The organism is Photobacterium kishitanii, assembly GCF_000613045.3.
Classification (GTDB): domain Bacteria; phylum Pseudomonadota; class Gammaproteobacteria; order Enterobacterales; family Vibrionaceae; genus Photobacterium; species Photobacterium kishitanii.
Map to the genome: position 1 here is coordinate 163212 of NZ_LN794353.1, position 17787 is coordinate 180998.

The window sequence follows — 17787 nt, forward strand, 5'->3', positions numbered from 1 at the left end:
GACATTATTTAGCAACTAGGATTAGATAATCTAATCCTAGATACTAAACTCAAATAGTGCGTGCCATGACAGAATATCTAACTACTATCGATACAGTGACCATATTAATAGCGATTAATACGCTTTTTAGTCAATAAAATAACATCCTAAATGAATTAGTTATTATGATTATCACAAGGAATAAATACGGTTAAATTTTCACTCGGCTTATTAAATTCACCTTGCTGTTTCGCAAAAGCTTCAAAAGCATCAGCCATAGTCACATTAAGTGCCTGAGGCTCTTTCACATAATCAAGTAACGGTGCATAACCCTCTTTGCCCGTAGCGGTATAGCCTGATGAAACTGATGTATAAACATCATTATCTTCAACCGCTACCCATTCTCCATTAGTGTAATACTCTAAAGTTTCGATTCGCTGGCCACTTGGTGCTCCACAACGATATACATAACGAAGATCAGCAACATAAGGAAAACTACCATCTCCTGTTCCCTCAATATCATTATTAATCGCATTATCAATAGCACCTTCAAGCGCTTGACGAATTCGCAATCCTTTTACGCTGTACATCATAATGCCAATCGCAAATGGCAATAATCGACCAGCTATATCTGCTGGAGTAATTTCTCCAGGATTGAGTGAACACCTTACTCCACCAGCATTATGAATACCAAAATCAATATGATGACCTAATTCTCTAGCTTGCCAAACAAAACTTTTTACAACCCATGGAGCAATATCGCTAGGTCCTTTAGCATCAGGTACACGAATATGACGCAACGGTTCATTAACACGGGCTATTTTCTCTGTTTGTAATGCTCGTACTGCAGGCCGGTAATGTTCATTGAGAATGTTCTCGACACGTGGATCTTTTACCACAAAACGAATGTTTTTCTGACTCTGTAAATAATCCCGCACTTTATTATGATTATCATGATCAAGATGCTGCATTCGTCCAGCATCGATAGTAAATTTACGTCCAAGTAATAATTGATTACATCCAGAGGCGCTTTCAACACTACCATCAGCATTAAACACCAATGTTAACTGACCAAGTGCTAATGCATTACAGCCAGCTTGTACTACACAAGTATTATTAACCATCAATGCATAAGTATCTGTTTTTCCATACCCAATATTAGTAAAGTCGCCTTGCATAGTATGTGTATGGCCTCCAATAATAGCACCAATACCATCCACTTCTTGTGCTAGCGATAAATCTCGGTCATAACCTAAATGACTTAAAATAACGACTTTATTAATACCTTTAGCTTTTAAACATGCAATAGTATTTTTAGCTACGGTGGCAACATTATGAAAAGAAGTATCAGGATCAGGACTTGATATACCAGCCATATTTTCAATCGCTAGACCAAAAATAGCGACAGGCTCGCCATGAACATCTTTAATCAAATATCGAGCTGATTGGGACGCATTATCGTACGCATAAACATTACGCTTATTACGTAAAGGATTACGTTTAGTTTGATCTTCTTGTGATAAGTCCCAATTTCCAGCTAATAATGGAAATGTCGTATTATCTAAAAAATCAGCGACAACATCATTACCAATATCAAGTTCATGATTACCTAATGCCATTGCTTCAACACCAATAGCATTAAGTAATACCGCATTTGCCATGCCTTTATAAAGCGAAAAATACAAAGTACCTTGAAAACAATCACCCGCATGAACAAACATAAATTCACGTTGATGAAGAAAAGCATCTTGTTTAACTTCAGTGACAGCAGAATAAATACGAGAAAAGCCACCACAACTAGCATAAACAGATGTTTCGGTATTTAATACATCAGGTGATAGCGATAAAGAAATCGCAGAAGGCTCAAAGTTAGAGTGAGTATCATTGATATGAGCAAAAGTGATTGTTGCTGCGTGATTAACAGTCATAATAATTTCAGTTCCTCCAGAACCATCGGTATCAACTAACAACTGATTTATAACGCTCACAGCATTACAAAAATAAAGATCGTCACTAAATAAGAAAACAGATTACATTAAACGATATAAAAATGAGATCTTTACTAAAATATACTATTTTTCGAATAAAATCGCTGAGTGAATATCTTAACGACAATCTTTATTCACTCAGCGACAATAATACAATCAATAATTATTGGTAACGGCCATGGCGTTGTAAGAATTCAATCTTGTAACCATCAGGATCTTGAACAAAGAAAAATTTAGCCAGTAATACACCCTCTCTAAAAAACTCTTTAATCTCTGCTGGATTATATTTTAGTTCAGCCAACTTTTGATGTTCAGCTTCAAGATCATCAACAGCAACCGCAATATGCCCGTAACCCGTACCATGAGTATAAGGTTCAGTTGTGCCCTCATTCCATGTTAATTCAAGTTCCATATCATTTTCGTGATTACGTAGATACACCAAACTAAAACCATCAAAATCAAGTCGCTCTGCAATCTCCAAATCTAACGCTTGCTTATAAAATATTAATGACGCATCAAGGTCAATAACACGAATCATTGCGTGAATCATTTTAGCCATAGGATCATCCTTTATAATTGTTTTCGTTAAAAATTCAGACTCGATATATTAGCTTTTTTAATTTGAAGATTGTATCAATAATGTGAGCAAAACGATCCCTTTTCTATAACCTCTGCGCTATGTTGTAAAGAAAGAATAAGGAAAAAACATGCATTTAGAACGAATTGAAATTGCTGGGTTTAGAGGAATTAAACGGCTATCACTGTCATTTAATGAATTAACTGTGCTTATTGGAGAAAACGCATGGGGAAAATCATCACTGCTTGACGCATTAAGTTTAACGCTATGCCCAAGTGCTGAGTTTTACGAAATGAAATTTTCTGATTTTCATATAGACCATGCCATGGGTCATGAACGCGCCTCTTCTTTACAAATAGTGTTACGTTGGCATGAAGATTATCAAGGTGAATACCATGCGCGACGCTATCGTGCTTTTGATCCATTTTGGGTTGAGCAAAATAACCTTAAGCATCTTTATATTCAAATAGATAGCCACATCGAAAACGATAAGATCATTACTCATCGCCACTTTTTACATGCTGACGGTCACATTATTAAACACCCCGATACAGATAAGTTTTTACGTCAACTGATGGTCTTACACCCAATCGTTAGAATTCGAGATGCTCGCCATTTAGAATATAATAATAATGCATCGACTACGACATATAATACGTCAACAATGCCACCAGCAAAGAATCGCGAATCAGATCGTATTCAACGCCGACTTGATAATACCTGTCGACGTTTAATGACCCAGCCAGGCCATGTTAGCGCCGCTGAGATAAAAAGCAGCATTAATACATTACGCTCGCTAGTCGATCATTACTTTGCCTTTACACCACATAAACGCAGTAAAGCACAACCACATTCTTATTACCCTCTACAAAATCAGCATGACGATCAATGCCTTAATCCTTTTGATCAACTTGTACAACCTAAAATGACCAAGCAAGCCAAGCTTATTTTGATGGGACTACTCAATGCATATATTCGAGCTCGCGGACCGGTAGATCTTAAACGGATTTCACGACCTATTATGATCTTAGAGGATCCAGAAGGACGTCTACATCCAATTATGCTTCACCAAGCATGGGCGTTTATACAAAATATGCCGATGCAGAAATTATTAACCACCAATAGTCCAGAATTACTCAGTGTCGTTCCGCTTACCGCAATTAAGCGCTTACAGAGAACGCCCCAAAAAACAGTTGTACATAGCATTAATAACGGCGAACTAAATAAGGATGATATTCGTAAAGTCACTTTTCATGTGCGAATGCATCGCCCTAGTGCTTTCTATGCACGTGTGTGGCTTTTAGTTGAAGGAGAAACTGAAGTATGGCTATTCAATGAAATGGCCCAGCTTACTGGCTATAACCTTGCAGCAGAAGGTATCCATGTGATTGAGTTTGCACAAAGTGGATTAAAACCACTGATTAAACTTGCCCGATTATTAGGTATTGAATGGCATCTTGTGGCTGATGGTGATCCTGCTGGTAGAAAATACGCTGATAAAGTCAGGTCATTATTAAATATTGATAGTGAGCGCGAACGCTTAACTGTACTGCCAGCCAAAGACATTGAACACTTCCTATTTAAAAAAGGCTACGAGCCATTATTTCGTCAACTCGCTAATATTTCAGAAAACGACCAAATGCCAATTCGAAAAATTATTTATCGAGCCTTAAAAAAACATGCCAAACCTGATATTGCACTCGCTATTGTAAAATATACTCAAGAATCAGAATCAGACAAAATGCCACTATTAATTCGCTGGGTGTTAAAGCGAGTGATAATAATGGCAAGAGGTATAATTTGAATGAATACATTGAGTTATAAAAATAAAAGCAATGTAAAAAATTCATTACAGATCACGTATTAAAAACAATAACAGCACATGAACACTTCTATTGATAATAATAATTAGTATAGAATATGAAACAAAAAGCAATCTAGCTTCATCGTTTTACCCATATATTAGGAATACAATATGTCCGGTGAATTAATCACAGCCTACCGTTCGTTTAATAACATTTTAAAACATTTACCAGTAGAGGAATCTCTGCCTGAAATACTATTACGTGTTATTGAACTAACAGAAAAAACGTTTAATCACCGACAGACATCGATCTTACTTTTTGATAAAAACACCAAAAAATTCACACCTTTCACGAATAAAAACCGTCATCAACTGCACCGTGAAAGATTTATGATCAACCCAAATAAAATACATTTTGAAAGCATCTGCGAAAAAGAGAAAATAATCATCTCTGAACACATAACCACAAACAATGAGTACCGAAGTTATTACAGCCTCAAAACTATCAATTCAGTAAGTTCTTGTTATGGGCTTCCTATCTTATCTTCAAGAAAAAAAATATTAGGTATCATTTATTCTCACTGTCCTCAAAATTCACTAATGACAGATAATGAATATGAACTCCTTGAGATGGCAGCGACAATTTGTTCAATATCGATAGAAAAGAATATTAAAGAACAGGAACTCAACTATATTGCATCTTATGATTGTTTGACCAACATTTGGAATCGTCGCGCTTTTTATCGACAGATCAACAAATCAATTAAAGACATAAAATTTAAAAACAAATATATTATTATTTTCTATGTTGATATAGATAAATTCAAAATGATTAATGACCAACATGGCCATCGGTTCGGTGATCGAGTTTTAAAAAAATATGCGTCAAAATTAAAACAATTTAACAATGAAAAAACAGGAGCTGCACGTCTAGGTGGTGATGAATTTATTGTTTATAGTGAGGTTAATTGTTTGATTGAAGCGAATGTCAAAAAGAATTCCATTCTGTCAGAATTAAATAAAATAGAAATAGATGGCGTTCTTATTACAGCATCAATTGGCTCATATTGTATACATGCAAGTAAGATTCAAGATGTGAGTATTGATTCTATGATTAATCAAGCAGACATGTGCATGTATAAAGAAAAACATTTATCTCGTTCATTATGATAATTTCTTTAAGCTATACATTACTTTTGAAAAAACAATGTCACAGTACCAACTGTAATACCCCATTTCTTCATTTTAGCCAGATTAAACAACTGGTTATTATTTTGATAAAACATCCAATCCTCAAAATTAATATGGTATGTCGAACCATTAATTTCCATTGCTAACACATATTGCCAATATAGCGCATTCCCTTTTTCATATCCTACAGCTTCACCAACTACATCATCAGCAGCGCCTAGATAACGTCCATTAGCTTGCTTGGTGATTGTCCATATTCGTTGCTGGGTTTCATTATCATCAAATACAAAGTCTTCAGTAAGAACGAGTTGGTTACCAGTTATAACCCCATTGAGTTTGACATCAAATCGGCGTACTTGTTGTCCTTTATAATCTTGAACCATTCCCCAAGCTTGAGTACTCCCTTCAAAAAATTTAAACAACTCAAACTTAGGCTCTGCATGTTCATAGTCATCAATCGACGTCGTGCAACCATTTAATAGCAATGCCAACCAAAATACACATAGCCAATCTAATATTGATTGATCAGTGTGCTTGATGCGGTAACTGCGATGAGAATACATGCTATGTTCCTCTCTATCTTTTGATATTAATAATCAGCATTAATCGGTGACGAAAATTATTGCCCTATTAACTTTAACCGTAGTTTTGGATATTCAGTGTCGGTTGATAACCAAATAGCAATAAACGCATTACTTAATGGTGCAGAAAGCGGTTTGCCTAACGGTTTGCCATTCTGATAAAACCGTCCTTCTGCCACTGTTTTCACAAACACCAATCTATCGCCTTGTTTAACATTCGGCCATTGCTGTGCCAGCTGATTTAACCATTGTTGGCGTTGTTGTGCAGAAATACCTAAATGCTGCCATTGTTTATCTGTTGCTAACAGAAGATCATTCTTATCTATATCACGCAAATAACGAATAATTAGAGCAAGATTAGGGTCACTCGCAATATACTTACCACTAGGTGTTTTAAGTTGTGCCGTATATATCTTCCACCAGCCCCATTCTAAAGTTGACTCTCCAACAATCGGCCAGGTAAACCATGAAGAGGCATGCACTTGTGAGCTAGCCAAAATAAAAACAAACACTAATAATGCTAAGTACGCTTTCATGCTGTTTTCCTTTTAGTCATCACCTGTAATAACCACCTTAAATAAATACTGTAGAAGACCCATACAACGCCAATACCAATAAAGGTAATCCCTTCACTGTAAGGCCATATAACCGCCTCTAAGGTTAATCCAATCCTGTAACTTAATGCACCTCCAAGGCTGCCACCGATAATCATCCCCCATAACGGAAGTCTTAGCACTTGAGTACGCATGATCCACACCATAGAGGTAAATCCTAACCACAGTAAGATTAGCCACAATGGTATAAAAGAGCTAAAAGGAGCAAATAAAGGGTTGGTTGGTAACGGAAATTGCATTACCCCTAAATGAAATAATACATAATCGCCACCAACACCAATAACACTCGCTATTACAGCAAATGGAAAGCTACGGTGATAGAATAACCAACAGCCAATGAGGAGTGATATTAATATGCCGACATACTGATATTGCCCCCATACTGCTAACAGCCAAAACAGATTAAAACCCAGTCCTATCGCAACATATTTCATGGTTACCGCCATTGTGGACGGCTAGCAAGTAACTGAATAGTACTAATGCTACGTTCTAAGAATCCCCCCTCGCAATAACAAAAATAATAGCGCCACATTCGCATAAAACGTTCGTCATAGCCGTATTGCGTTAATGCTTCACTGTTACGATTAAACGCAACATGCCAATCGGCTAATGTTTTCGCATAATCTAAACCAATATCTTTAATATCACGGGTGATAAAATCGCTATAAGCCGTTAGCTGTGATTGCAATAGGCTAATTGAAGGTAAAAACCCACCTGGGAAGATATGTTTCTGAATAAAATCAACATCCTTGCTATAGCTTTCGTAGCGTTGATCGGCAATAGTTATTGCTTGAATAGCTAATAAACCATTAGGTTTCAATAATGACTGGCATTTTTTGATGTAGGTTGATAAATACTGCTTACCGACTGCTTCAATCATTTCAATGGAAACCAGTTTGTCATATTGGCCGTCTAAATCGCGATAATCTTCAAGCAGCAATGTGATCTTATCCTCTAAGCCTGCTTGCTTAACGCTTTCTTGTGCCAATAGATATTGCTGTTCTGAAATGGTGGTGGTTGTGACACGGCAACCGTAATGTTGAGCAGCGTAAATGGCCATCCCTCCCCAACCTGTGCCTATTTCTAATAAATGATCGTGCTCTGTCAGTTGTAATTGTTCACACAACCGCGCCATTTTATTTATCTGTGCTTGAGCAAGAGTATCTGAATCAGATAAATACACCCCTGCAGAATACAACATTTTGTCATCAAGGAAGTGTCGATATAAATCATTACCAAGGTCATAGTGAGCTGAAATATTATCTTTGGCGTTTTGAATATTATTTCTACGTGCAAAATGACTAAGTTGTTTCACTAACCGTGTTATCCAACTAACTTTAGCTTCAATCTTATCCAACGTCGCCAAATTTCGAGCCAGAATACGCACCACATTGGTTAAGTCAGGGCTATCCCACCAGCCATCAATATAGGCTTCACCAGCACCAATACTGCCATCAGTTAATAAGCGTTTATAAAAATGAAGATTAATAACAGTTAGATTCGCTTGTAAACTGGCTTGCTTATCACCAAAAAAATGGGTATCTCCGTCTTGCTCTGACAATGTTAGGCCTACATCGGACAACTGATGTAATATTGTGAATATCAATTTCCGTGACCGTTCAGGATTCAATAAACGTATTGATGTTACTGGCTCTATCTCACTTCTAAGCATAGTTTATTCCCTTTACTATTCATTCATTATGATGATTAGGATGATCGTAAATCGGGGCACCTTTTCTCCACAATTTAAAGGCTTGCCAATATATTCCTACTACGACTTTGATCGTTATAATTGGTGTAACTAACAAGTGTCGTAATAAGGTTGTGGTTGTAAATGGTTGTTTCTGCATAGCTAACGTGGCATCAAAGACTTTCGTTGCGACACCCTCATTATGATTGCTATTTTTGATTTCCCTTATTTCACTCCCTCGACGAAAGCTATCTTTTTTTGAATGCACTTCTAAATGAACCCTTACAATGCTATCAGGACAAGAAAGCTGCCATACATAGTCTTGATTCATTGGATTAAACGGCGAGACATGAAACCCTTTATCATCAATAAAACGCTCATGCTGCCAATACTGCCTTGCCGGAATCGCATAATAATGACGTTGATTCCAAGGGGTATTACTAACTTCTGCTAGCACATATTGCCAAACCCCCTGTTGATCAAAAATGTAATACAAATTCAATGGACTAAAGTACAAACCGCCATAACGTAAATGACATAACATACTCACCTTGCCATGAATACGTTCGCCAGTGAGCGCATAAATTTTATCTTCAACCGCTTGGTTAATATCATCTGTACCACCAATATAATCTTGGCGACGAAAACGGGCAAAATGAAACCATGCCCGCCCAAACCCTGTTACCTTGTCACACAATGCATCAATTTCATCCACATCGAGATACACCATAAACATTGAATAACGAAAACGATGTAGTACAGGAGTAAAGCGACGATGCCGAACATGGCCACTATAAATACCACTATTATTGATGCGCATAATTTTGACTACTATTAGCTGTCGTACTCGCGGCTTCAAAATCCGTTGTATCAGCCGCTGATACATAACTAACTGGATCGGTGTAAGTAATTGCGGCAATAACATCAAGCGCACTTCTTACACCATCTTCGTGAAAGCCGTTATACCAATAAGCACCACAGAACCATGTATTTTCTATGCCATTAATCAAATATCGCTGTTGCTGAGCCTTAATACTGTTGCGATTAAATACAGGGTGGGCATAGGTAAATTGACGCAATATCTTACTAGGATCGATATCTTGAGTTTGATTTAAAGTCACACAGAAAGTTTCTGGTGCATCAATGCCTTGTAAAATATTCATGTTATAAGTCAAAGCGGGCAGTTGCTTTTGCGAGCCTTCTTTATTCAACGGTAAATGGTAATTCCACGAAGCCCACGCACCTTTAGCATCAGGTAAAATATCTTCATCAATATGTAAAACCACTTCGTTATCTTGGTAGGTCATCGCTGATAATATTTGTTGCTCATTAGGGGTGCTATCCGCTAATAATGCTAATGCTTGATCGCTGTGACACGCAAAAATAACATGATCAAAAACGTCAACGGTATCATTAACGGTAATATAAACCTGTTCATTCAAACGACTAACTTGTTGTACAGGAGAATTTAATCGAATTAACGTCCCCATTTCCACAAGCATCCGTTTTACATATTCACGCGATCCACCAGGAATCACATACCACTGCGGGCGATTAACAATATCAAGCAAACCATGGTTAAGGAAAAAGCGTAAGAAGAAATCTAACGGTATTTTTCGCATATCCGCTAATGATGATGACCAAATCGCAGCCCCCATAGGTAGAATATAATTCTCAGTAAAATACTCACTAAGATCATGCTGTTGAAGAAAATCACCTAATGTTTGTTGTTGTTCAATCTCTTCATAAGCCGTTTGCTTGGCAAGACGATTAAACTTGGTGATTTCATATAAAAAACGATAGAACTGTGGCTTGAATAAGTTTTTCTTTTGAGCAAATAACGATCTTAAATCATGACCATTATATTCCAAGCCATTATTATCATTATGAACACTAAAACTCATCTCACTGGCTTGACCTTGAATATCTAGCTCAGTTAATAACTGTTCAAAATTAGGGTATGTACGTTCGTTAAACACAATAAAACCAGTATCAATCGCATATTGACCACTCTCGACTTCAACATCAACGGTTGCCGTATGCCCACCAGCATAATCATTTGCTTCAAATAACGTAATATCATGTTGGTGACGTAAATACCACGCCGCCGTTAACCCCGAAATGCCTGATCCTATAACTGCTATTTTCATACTACTTTCCTTGTCATTCGGTAAATAATTGCTCTTTGCATCGACACAGGAAAGAAGGCAATCATTTTAAGTAATAAGGTAAACTTAACTGGAAAATGTATTTCTGCTTGTTGGTTACGAATACCTTGACGTATTTTGAGCGATGCATACTCGCAGCTCACAATCATAGGCATTGGAAAATCATTTTTATTCGTGAGTGGCGTTGTAACAAACCCTGGATTAACTAAGGTAACTGTATTAACTTTATTTTTTAAATCAATTGCTAACCCATTACTAAGATAAGATAAAGCCGCTTTTGATGCCCCATAAGCTTCTGCACGAGGTAAGGCTGTATAAGCCGCTGATGAACTAATAAACACCAAATGAGTTGCTGCGGTAAATCCTGTTTGCATAGCCTCTAAACAATGAATGATGCCAAAGAAATTGACCTCAAATACACGCTTAAACAATTTACTATCAATCACACCATCATCTATATATTCACAAGTACCAGCATTTAAAATAATAAGCGTTGGGATTGTTTCAAGTTGCGATAATACTTGTTGGGTTTGCTCTAAATTAGTTACATCAAATACCAAGGGGGTGATTTTCCCTGCAGTAGTCTCAGCGAGAGACATCACTAACTGTTGAAGACGTTGCTGATTTTGCCCGCAAGCATAAACATCCCAACCATCATTAGCATAATCAGTTGCCAGTTGCAGACCGATACCAGAGCTTGCTCCTGTAATGAGTACCTGTTTCATTGGCCTAATCTCGCTTTAATATGTTTAATAACACCACCAATGACAGGCAACCCTTCGTATAACATCGCACCTAAATCAAAAAAATCACGATGATAGATGATCCGTTGCTGCCCAATGGTTAACTGGGTACATCCTTCTAATGTTCGTTGCTTTCCTTGTTGTAAGCGTGGATGTGAAAAACGCATCGTCCATTGTAAAAAAGCGTGGTTATCTTCAACTACCGCCTGATTAATAACAAAAGTACATTCATTAATATTGCGATAAAGTGTTCCGAAATACTGATGCAATGCAGCAAGACCGATAATTTTATGTGCGGGATCTTCAAACACAATATCAGAGTGATAAATATCATCGAGCAGCAATAAGTTATCTTTATTAAGCTGGCAATAAACCTCAATAAACGTATTAATTACCATGTTATTGGTCGTAACCATAATAATGTCCTTATTATTGTATTTGCTTATGCCTCACGCTGACTGTCATAACATGTTTTAGCTTGCTTATAACTGTCGATAGCTAATAAGCGCATCTGTTTATGGTCAACAATCGGTAATGGATAATCCACATCTCCAAAACCAGACCATAACGAAGGCGAATGAATATATTTATCAGGCACATATTGAAGTTCAGGTACCCATTGGCGAATAAACTCTCCATTTGGATCAAAGCGTTCACTTTGAGTTGTGGGATTAAACACTCGAAAATACGGTTGAGCATCAGTCCCCGTTGATGCAGCCCACTGCCAACCACCATTGTTAGATGCTAATTCACCATCAATAAGCTGCTGCATAAACCACTGCTCACCAATACGCCAATCACACAGCATGTCTTTAACTAAAAAACTCGCACTGATCATCCGTAATCGATTATGCATCCAGCCCGTTGTGGCAAGCTGTCGCATTGCTGCATCCACAATCGGAAAGCCTGTCTTTCCTTGCTGCCAAGCATCTAGATGATCACTATTTTCTAACCAGCGAACATTATGGGTATATAACTGAAATGGTTGGTGTTTACTTAGACGATCATAGCTATCGAGTAGATGATTATAAAACTCACGCCAAATCACTTCACTGAGCCATACAAAAGCGCCATTTTGTTTGTTTATTTCGACACACTGCGGTAGAGCTTCCATTAACGCCGCTAAACACTGGCGAGCAGACAATGCCCCAATAGCTAAATAAGGAGAAAGGCAACTAGTACCATCAATGGCAGGAAAGTCGCGCTGTTGTTGATAATATTCAGCTTTTGTTTCACAAAACATCTGTAGCCGTTGTTGAATAGCACTCTCATCAACAGGCCATAGTAAACTGTCTTGTTTGATGTAATTAAACGTTTGAATATCGCCGTTAACTTTAGACTTACCTTCAAGTAAATTCAAACAATGCTGACTAAACGTTACCTTGTCACTATTTGTAACAGGTTGATAGTTATAGCTTAAGAACTGTTTTAGCCACGCATTACGGTAAGGAGTAAATACTTTATACATTTGTTGCTGCTGTGTTAGCACACTGCCAGGCGGCAAAACACAATAATCATCAACACAGTGCCATTGTCTATCTTGTGCTATTAATGCTTGTTCTACAGCAAAATCGCGTTGCTTTTCGTTCCACGGATGCTGCCGATTACAATAAACAGCACTAATTTGATGCTGCTGACATAAGGTAGCTATTGTGGCTGGCACCATTGAAAAATCATGACATTCAACAATTAATAGAGGAATATTGATATCGTTTAACTGTTGTTTAACAACGTGTAGCCGCCGTTCTATTAAGTCAATCTGCCGTCCTGATATATGGTGTTGGTACCACTGCATTGGTGTCACAATATAGATCGCAATTACGGGTAAACCTGATGCTATCGCGTAATTTAGAGCGGTATTATCAGTAACGCGTAAATCAGCCCGTAACCATAACAGAGCATGGTTAACCGCAGAGATAGTTGATTGTGACTCCGAATTCATCGCGATCTCCTATTAAGCGCTTATTTCAAATAGCTGATTAGTACCCATGGATCATTTTTACGCTACCGACAAAATGTAATTTGACCCCAGTTTCTTGCTCTATCATTTCAATATCATCTAATTGACGACGACTTAATTTTGTCTCACCAACTACGACTAAATCTTTGATATTATGCTCACGAATACAAGCAGAAATACCGGTTAAACGACCAGATAAGTGAGTCATGATAGTGACACCGTCACCTTTGTAACACCACGCAAGTCCTTGCTGCCAAATACTATGACTAATATGCTGATCAAAACTTATCAATAAACATGTTAGTTTTTTTTCGTTATTAATTTTGGTTATAACGTTAATAAAACAAACCGTTAAAACCGATGACCACAAGCTTCTTTGTACTGTAATTAAAGGATTATCTTGATGTTCAATAACAGCACTCACTTCGGGCAATAATCGTTGCTGAATCACTTCATACGGATAAATTTTCAATGCTTCATTAATCAGTCGTTCTAATTTAAACCCATTTAATGCTTGGACTGCGTTAATGATTTCAACGGCAACATCTAAGGTTTGTTGTTGTTCCACTACCGGATCGCAATCACCCGCTAATAGTGGCTTCACTTTACCAATAGAAACACCTTTTGCTAACCAATCAAGGATCACTTTAATCTTTGCAATATCAGCTTCAGTATATAAGCGATGACCTTTAGGTGTCCGTTGAGGAATTAATAGTCCATAACGACGCTGCCATGCTCTTAATGTGACCGAGTTAACTCCGGTAATCTCAGAAACCTCACTGATTGCAAACAATTTAGTTTCAATAAGAGCGCTCATAAGACCTCTGTAAAATAATGATTAAATATATAATAACCAACCACTTATAACGCATAACGTAACTTCAAGTTTTCAGGGTAAAGGTCTAAATATGTTTGGTCAGCCAAATAGCTATCAGGATGAACAGCTAAATGGTGATTAATGAGGGTTAATGGTGCAATTAGCGGCAAGTTACCTTCACGATAGCGCATAATGACATCACGAAGTTCCGCTTTTTGAGGTTTGTCTAAATCACGCTTAAAATAACCCTGAATATGCATTAACACATTGGTATTGTTTTTACGGCTAGCTCTTTGCTTTAATGCATCCATAAATAATTGACGGTATTCAATAAAAAAAGCATCCAAATCATCCCATTGATGAATATCAGAAACAAAGCGCCCTAATGCACGATAAGCTTGCGGATCATGTGCCATCAGACACAACTTATAGCGTGAGTGAAATTTGATAATACTATCGCGGGTTACGCCATCAGCAATAGATCGGTATAGGTCATCTAATGCATAAATACGAAAAATAAAGTTCTCGCGTAATACAGGATCTTGTAAACGTCCATCTTCTTCAATCGGTAACCACGGCATTTTTTCCATTAATCGTTGTGTAAAAATACCGACAGAACCACCGGGTACAGAATTACCATTATCTAAATATAATTTAACGCGTTCCATACCGCAGGTTGGCGATTTAGCACAGACAATATAACCTCGTAGAGCTTCAAAGCTAGGTAATTGGTTATCTGCAAACGCTATCATTTTATCGGTATAATCAAGGTTATGATCTTTAGTGCCGACTAACGCAATACGATCACCATTATCTTGTAAACGAATAGTTGGACGCGGCACCGTCATACCAATACCGACTTCAGGACACACAGGTTTGAAGTCAAAGTATTCACTCAATTCTTCATCTGCAAAACGATTTCGTTTATGCCCGCCGTCAAACCGAACTTTCTGCCCTAATACGCAAGCACTAATACCAACAGGAATCCCCATGCCGCCTCCAAACCTTACATCAAGGTTGTACAATTGTTAAAAGCTGTACAATAAATGTAGCGAATAAATCATAGTTGTACAAATTTTTTTTCTGTACAACTTTGTAATGTGTTTATCAATAAATAATGACGCCAAATAGTAGCCATAAAAAAAGCGACCGTGACGGTCGCTTTTATAATATTCAATAATGATTGTAGGTTACAAGGTAGCCTTTATGCCCAACGCTCAGCTTGCCATTCAGCTTGCTGTTCTTCATTGAGGAACGTCCATGCTACAACACGAGAGATTTTCTGCCCTTGTGACATTTCAATGGTTTTGACTTGGAATGCGCTTACTTTTTCAAGTTGCTTATAAATAACGCCAAGGTTTTCTTTCTTAGAAACAAGCGTTGTGAACCAGAAACACTGTGTCGCTTTGGTTGCACTTTGGTTAATCATTTTTTTAATGAAGCCAACTTCACCACCTGTGCACCACAATTCAGCTTTTTGACCGCCAAAATTAAGCACTGGCGCCGCTGACTCAGATTTCGCATTAAATGCCGAAAGCTTATTAGTACGACCATGTGCTTGGCGCTTCTTATTTGAGTTAGTCGCAAGGTTGCGCACTTTACGCTCAGAACCTGCCATAGCTTCAGCTTCTGAACCGTGGAATGGTGGATTACACATAGTGAAATCAAATACTTCTTCATCATTAATCACATCAGTAAAGATATTATCGGCATGATTTTGAAGACGAATTTGAATTGCACCTTTTAGACGTGAATTATTAGCAGCAATGAATTTAGCTGATTTAACCGCTAAAGAATCAATCTCCGAACCCACAAACTGCCAGCCATAAACACGATGACCAATAATAGGATAAACACAGTTTGCACCAATACCTATATCTAAACCGCGTACGCCTTTACCTTCAGGAATAGCACCGCCATTAGACTGTGCCAATAAATCTGCAATGTAATGAATATAATCAGCACGACCAGGGATGGGCGGACACAGAAAACCAGCAGGAATATCCCAATAATCGACATGGTAGAAATGCTTTAATAACGCTTTATTCAACGTCTTAACTGCGAGTGGATCAGAGAAGTTTACGGAAAGATCACCATAAGCATTTTCACTAACGTATTGCGCTAGTTCAGGTGTCGCCTGAGTTAATGTCGCAAAATCATAACGCGCACGGTGTGGGTTACGTGGATGTAGGCCTTGCTTAGGCTGTGCGGCTTTCTTTTGGGTCATCTTTGCTACTCGCAGGAATCAAATACAATTAAGCGCTGCATTGTACATGCTAAACCCTAATAACCTTAGCATCTTAACAACCAAATGCACGAAAAACACTCAATTGCGCCTAACAATTGCTCTCTTTATGGTTAAATTTACGATTAAGAACAAAATACGCCATAAAAATATAACCTACTTAGTTTTAAATCTCGTTAATCCATAGCAACAAGCCGCTAGTGGTAATGTCTATTATTATTAAAGAAGTACTTATACTTAAACATAACCCTGCCTTGTTAGGAGTGATATTATGCCAATTCCCTCCCCACCATTTCAGTCTTCCTTACCATCTTTTTACTCATTATTATGTACGATGGCTTTTTGCGTATTCGTTATTTTTTATTCCTCTAATATTCAAGCTGAAGAATCAATTAACAATAAAACACTACAGATAGGCACCTATTCTTGCCCACCTTTTGTCATGATTGATGAGTCAAATGATTATCAAGGACTAACATTTTTACTGTGGAATAATATAGCAACTAAACTCAACCTCAAATATACAGTTCAAGTACTACCGCTCAAAGATCTACTTGCAGCAGTAGCCAGTGGTAAACTTGATATTGGTTTATCCTGTATTTCTATAACCCCAGAACGTGAAGAGATATTAGATTTTTCACATTCATTTTATGAAACCAATCTAGCAATTGCGATTAAACAAAAAAGTCATTGGGAAACCTTCATCAATATTATATTGAATAAAAAACTCTTACAGATCTTGTCGATTATCTCAATAGTTGCCGCTATTGTGGGTGGGATTTATTACATACTTGAGCACCGCGTTAACCGTAAATTATATTCTATGAAGTCACGATCTGCGCAGTTAGTAGAAGGATTTATCTTAGGGTTATTGTTTATAACTAAAGGTCCTTTTAATTATTATGAGTTTAAAACATTAACTGGACGGGTGATCACTGTTCTATTAGCCGTTTTTACGACATTATTTATCGCTAGTATCACTGCTGTTCTTGCCAGCTCATTCACATTGGGCTTAATCGATAGTGATATTAAAAGTCCTAATGATTTAGATAATGTCATCACTGGTGCGAAACAATCATCAACCTCATCAGAATTTTTGACTAACCATAGTATTACCCATAAGACCTATCCAACCGTTGCAGCAATGTTGATTGCTTTAGATAAAGGCGAAATCAATGCGGTGGTCGATGATGACGCTATTTTAAGGTATCAGATAAAAATGGCGAAAAGCCAAGGTGATTATCAACAATTACAGGTTCTTCCTTATCAATTTGAAAAACAAAATTACGGTATAGTGCTTGGAGAAAACAGCCCTTATGATGAAGAAATTAATCGAGAGCTATTACAATTTCGCAAAAGTAACCAATGGAAAAAAGCACTGACTGAATACTTTAGAATCAGAGAGTAACAATATTATTAAAACAAAAAGG

General features: G+C 37.4%; 17 protein-coding genes. 3 read left to right on the forward strand and 14 right to left on the reverse strand.

Annotated elements, in window-relative coordinates; genetic code table 11:
* Window positions 1-155 precede the first annotated feature (155 nt).
* Both PPBDW_RS16020 and PPBDW_RS16025 read right to left on the reverse strand, forming a co-directional pair.
* The gene (locus PPBDW_RS16020; protein ID WP_036792748.1) at window positions 156-1907 is read right to left on the reverse strand and encodes a bifunctional metallophosphatase/5'-nucleotidase; all 1752 of its coding nucleotides are present in this window, start codon (window positions 1905-1907) and stop codon (window positions 156-158) included.
* A gap of 223 nt (window positions 1908-2130) precedes the next feature.
* Window positions 2131-2526 carry a VOC family protein gene (locus PPBDW_RS16025; RefSeq protein ID WP_036790255.1) on the reverse strand — a complete coding sequence of 132 codons (396 nt, stop codon included), beginning with the start codon at window positions 2524-2526 and terminating at the stop codon, window positions 2131-2133.
* 148 nt (window positions 2527-2674) lie between these two features.
* Here PPBDW_RS16025 and PPBDW_RS16030 point away from each other — a divergent pair, with 148 nt between their 5' ends.
* Both PPBDW_RS16030 and PPBDW_RS16035 read left to right on the forward strand, forming a co-directional pair.
* Window positions 2675-4348 (forward strand): DUF2813 domain-containing protein, encoded by a 1674-nt coding sequence (locus PPBDW_RS16030; RefSeq protein WP_036790258.1) that lies wholly within the window; start codon window positions 2675-2677, stop codon window positions 4346-4348.
* A gap of 171 nt (window positions 4349-4519) precedes the next feature.
* Window positions 4520-5518: a sensor domain-containing diguanylate cyclase gene (locus PPBDW_RS16035; protein ID WP_036790260.1), complete on the forward strand. Its 999-nt coding sequence runs from the start codon at window positions 4520-4522 to the stop codon at window positions 5516-5518.
* A gap of 20 nt (window positions 5519-5538) precedes the next feature.
* Here PPBDW_RS16035 and PPBDW_RS16040 read toward each other — a convergent pair whose 3' ends face one another.
* From PPBDW_RS16040 to rlmF, 12 genes are all read right to left on the reverse strand, one after another.
* On the reverse strand, window positions 5539-6102 hold the full coding sequence (locus PPBDW_RS16040) for a DUF3833 domain-containing protein (protein WP_080888806.1): 564 nt from the start codon (window positions 6100-6102) through the stop codon (window positions 5539-5541).
* Between the two features lie 56 nt (window positions 6103-6158).
* Entirely contained in the window at window positions 6159-6656 is a 498-nt protein-coding gene (locus tag PPBDW_RS16045; protein WP_036790263.1) for a chalcone isomerase family protein, read from the reverse strand.
* Window positions 6653-7168 (reverse strand): DUF2878 family protein, encoded by a 516-nt coding sequence (locus tag PPBDW_RS16050; protein ID WP_036790265.1) that lies wholly within the window; start codon window positions 7166-7168, stop codon window positions 6653-6655. The genes PPBDW_RS16045 and PPBDW_RS16050 overlap by 4 nt, the downstream gene beginning before the upstream one ends.
* Window positions 7169-7170: 2 nt before the next feature.
* Complete coding sequence (locus PPBDW_RS16055; protein WP_036790268.1) at window positions 7171-8406, reverse strand: SAM-dependent methyltransferase; 1236 nt, start codon at window positions 8404-8406, stop codon at window positions 7171-7173.
* Window positions 8407-8425: 19 nt separating this feature from the next.
* Window positions 8426-9244, reverse strand: coding sequence for a DUF1365 domain-containing protein (locus PPBDW_RS16060; RefSeq protein WP_156312905.1), 819 nt, complete (start codon window positions 9242-9244; stop codon window positions 8426-8428).
* Window positions 9231-10574, reverse strand: a complete 1344-nt coding sequence (locus PPBDW_RS16065; protein WP_082386844.1) for an NAD(P)/FAD-dependent oxidoreductase — start codon at window positions 10572-10574, stop codon at window positions 9231-9233. The genes PPBDW_RS16060 and PPBDW_RS16065 overlap by 14 nt, the downstream gene beginning before the upstream one ends.
* Window positions 10571-11317, reverse strand: a complete 747-nt coding sequence (locus PPBDW_RS16070) for an SDR family NAD(P)-dependent oxidoreductase (protein ID WP_036790271.1) — start codon at window positions 11315-11317, stop codon at window positions 10571-10573. Before PPBDW_RS16070 ends, PPBDW_RS16065 begins: the two co-directional genes overlap by 4 nt.
* Window positions 11314-11751, reverse strand: coding sequence for a nuclear transport factor 2 family protein (locus PPBDW_RS16075; RefSeq protein WP_036790274.1), 438 nt, complete (start codon window positions 11749-11751; stop codon window positions 11314-11316). The genes PPBDW_RS16070 and PPBDW_RS16075 overlap by 4 nt, the downstream gene beginning before the upstream one ends.
* 26 nt (window positions 11752-11777) lie before the next feature.
* Window positions 11778-13277, reverse strand: a complete 1500-nt coding sequence (gene phrB / locus PPBDW_RS16080; RefSeq protein WP_054262135.1) for a deoxyribodipyrimidine photo-lyase — start codon at window positions 13275-13277, stop codon at window positions 11778-11780.
* A gap of 37 nt (window positions 13278-13314) precedes the next feature.
* Complete coding sequence (locus PPBDW_RS16085; RefSeq protein ID WP_036790277.1) at window positions 13315-14112, reverse strand: MerR family transcriptional regulator; 798 nt, start codon at window positions 14110-14112, stop codon at window positions 13315-13317.
* Window positions 14113-14156: 44 nt separating this feature from the next.
* Window positions 14157-15104 (reverse strand): YbgA family protein, encoded by a 948-nt coding sequence (locus PPBDW_RS16090; RefSeq protein WP_036790279.1) that lies wholly within the window; start codon window positions 15102-15104, stop codon window positions 14157-14159.
* Window positions 15105-15316: 212 nt separating this feature from the next.
* On the reverse strand, window positions 15317-16339 hold the full coding sequence (gene rlmF / locus PPBDW_RS16095) for a 23S rRNA (adenine(1618)-N(6))-methyltransferase RlmF (protein ID WP_036790282.1): 1023 nt from the start codon (window positions 16337-16339) through the stop codon (window positions 15317-15319).
* 289 nt (window positions 16340-16628) lie between these two features.
* On the opposite strand from rlmF, the gene PPBDW_RS16100 reads away from it, so the two are divergent.
* On the forward strand, window positions 16629-17765 hold the full coding sequence (locus PPBDW_RS16100) for a transporter substrate-binding domain-containing protein (protein ID WP_107186483.1): 1137 nt from the start codon (window positions 16629-16631) through the stop codon (window positions 17763-17765).
* Window positions 17766-17787: the final 22 nt, after the last annotated feature.

What these genes read in the sequence shown, in the direction of transcription:
- PPBDW_RS16090 (WP_036790279.1), bottom strand. Translation starts at nt 15,104, where the DNA reads ATGGGGATTCCTGTTGGTATTAGTGCTTGCGTATTAGGGCAGAAAGTT.
- PPBDW_RS16085 (WP_036790277.1), bottom strand. Translation starts at nt 14,112, where the DNA reads ATGAGCGCTCTTATTGAAACTAAATTGTTTGCAATCAGTGAGGTTTCT.
- PPBDW_RS16030 (WP_036790258.1), top strand. Translation starts at nt 2,675, where the DNA reads ATGCATTTAGAACGAATTGAAATTGCTGGGTTTAGAGGAATTAAACGG.
- PPBDW_RS16050 (WP_036790265.1), bottom strand. Translation starts at nt 7,168, where the DNA reads ATGAAATATGTTGCGATAGGACTGGGTTTTAATCTGTTTTGGCTGTTA.
- PPBDW_RS16060 (WP_156312905.1), bottom strand. Translation starts at nt 9,244, where the DNA reads ATGCGCATCAATAATAGTGGTATTTATAGTGGCCATGTTCGGCATCGT.
- PPBDW_RS16025 (WP_036790255.1), bottom strand. Translation starts at nt 2,526, where the DNA reads ATGGCTAAAATGATTCACGCAATGATTCGTGTTATTGACCTTGATGCG.
- PPBDW_RS16075 (WP_036790274.1), bottom strand. Translation starts at nt 11,751, where the DNA reads ATGGTTACGACCAATAACATGGTAATTAATACGTTTATTGAGGTTTAT.
- PPBDW_RS16100 (WP_107186483.1), top strand. Translation starts at nt 16,629, where the DNA reads ATGCCAATTCCCTCCCCACCATTTCAGTCTTCCTTACCATCTTTTTAC.
- phrB (WP_054262135.1), bottom strand. Translation starts at nt 13,277, where the DNA reads ATGAATTCGGAGTCACAATCAACTATCTCTGCGGTTAACCATGCTCTG.
- PPBDW_RS16020 (WP_036792748.1), bottom strand. Translation starts at nt 1,907, where the DNA reads ATGACTGTTAATCACGCAGCAACAATCACTTTTGCTCATATCAATGAT.
- PPBDW_RS16070 (WP_036790271.1), bottom strand. Translation starts at nt 11,317, where the DNA reads ATGAAACAGGTACTCATTACAGGAGCAAGCTCTGGTATCGGTCTGCAA.
- PPBDW_RS16035 (WP_036790260.1), top strand. Translation starts at nt 4,520, where the DNA reads ATGTCCGGTGAATTAATCACAGCCTACCGTTCGTTTAATAACATTTTA.
- PPBDW_RS16055 (WP_036790268.1), bottom strand. Translation starts at nt 8,406, where the DNA reads ATGCTTAGAAGTGAGATAGAGCCAGTAACATCAATACGTTTATTGAAT.
- PPBDW_RS16045 (WP_036790263.1), bottom strand. Translation starts at nt 6,656, where the DNA reads ATGAAAGCGTACTTAGCATTATTAGTGTTTGTTTTTATTTTGGCTAGC.
- PPBDW_RS16040 (WP_080888806.1), bottom strand. Translation starts at nt 6,102, where the DNA reads ATGTATTCTCATCGCAGTTACCGCATCAAGCACACTGATCAATCAATA.
- PPBDW_RS16065 (WP_082386844.1), bottom strand. Translation starts at nt 10,574, where the DNA reads ATGAAAATAGCAGTTATAGGATCAGGCATTTCGGGGTTAACGGCGGCG.
- rlmF (WP_036790282.1), bottom strand. Translation starts at nt 16,339, where the DNA reads ATGACCCAAAAGAAAGCCGCACAGCCTAAGCAAGGCCTACATCCACGT.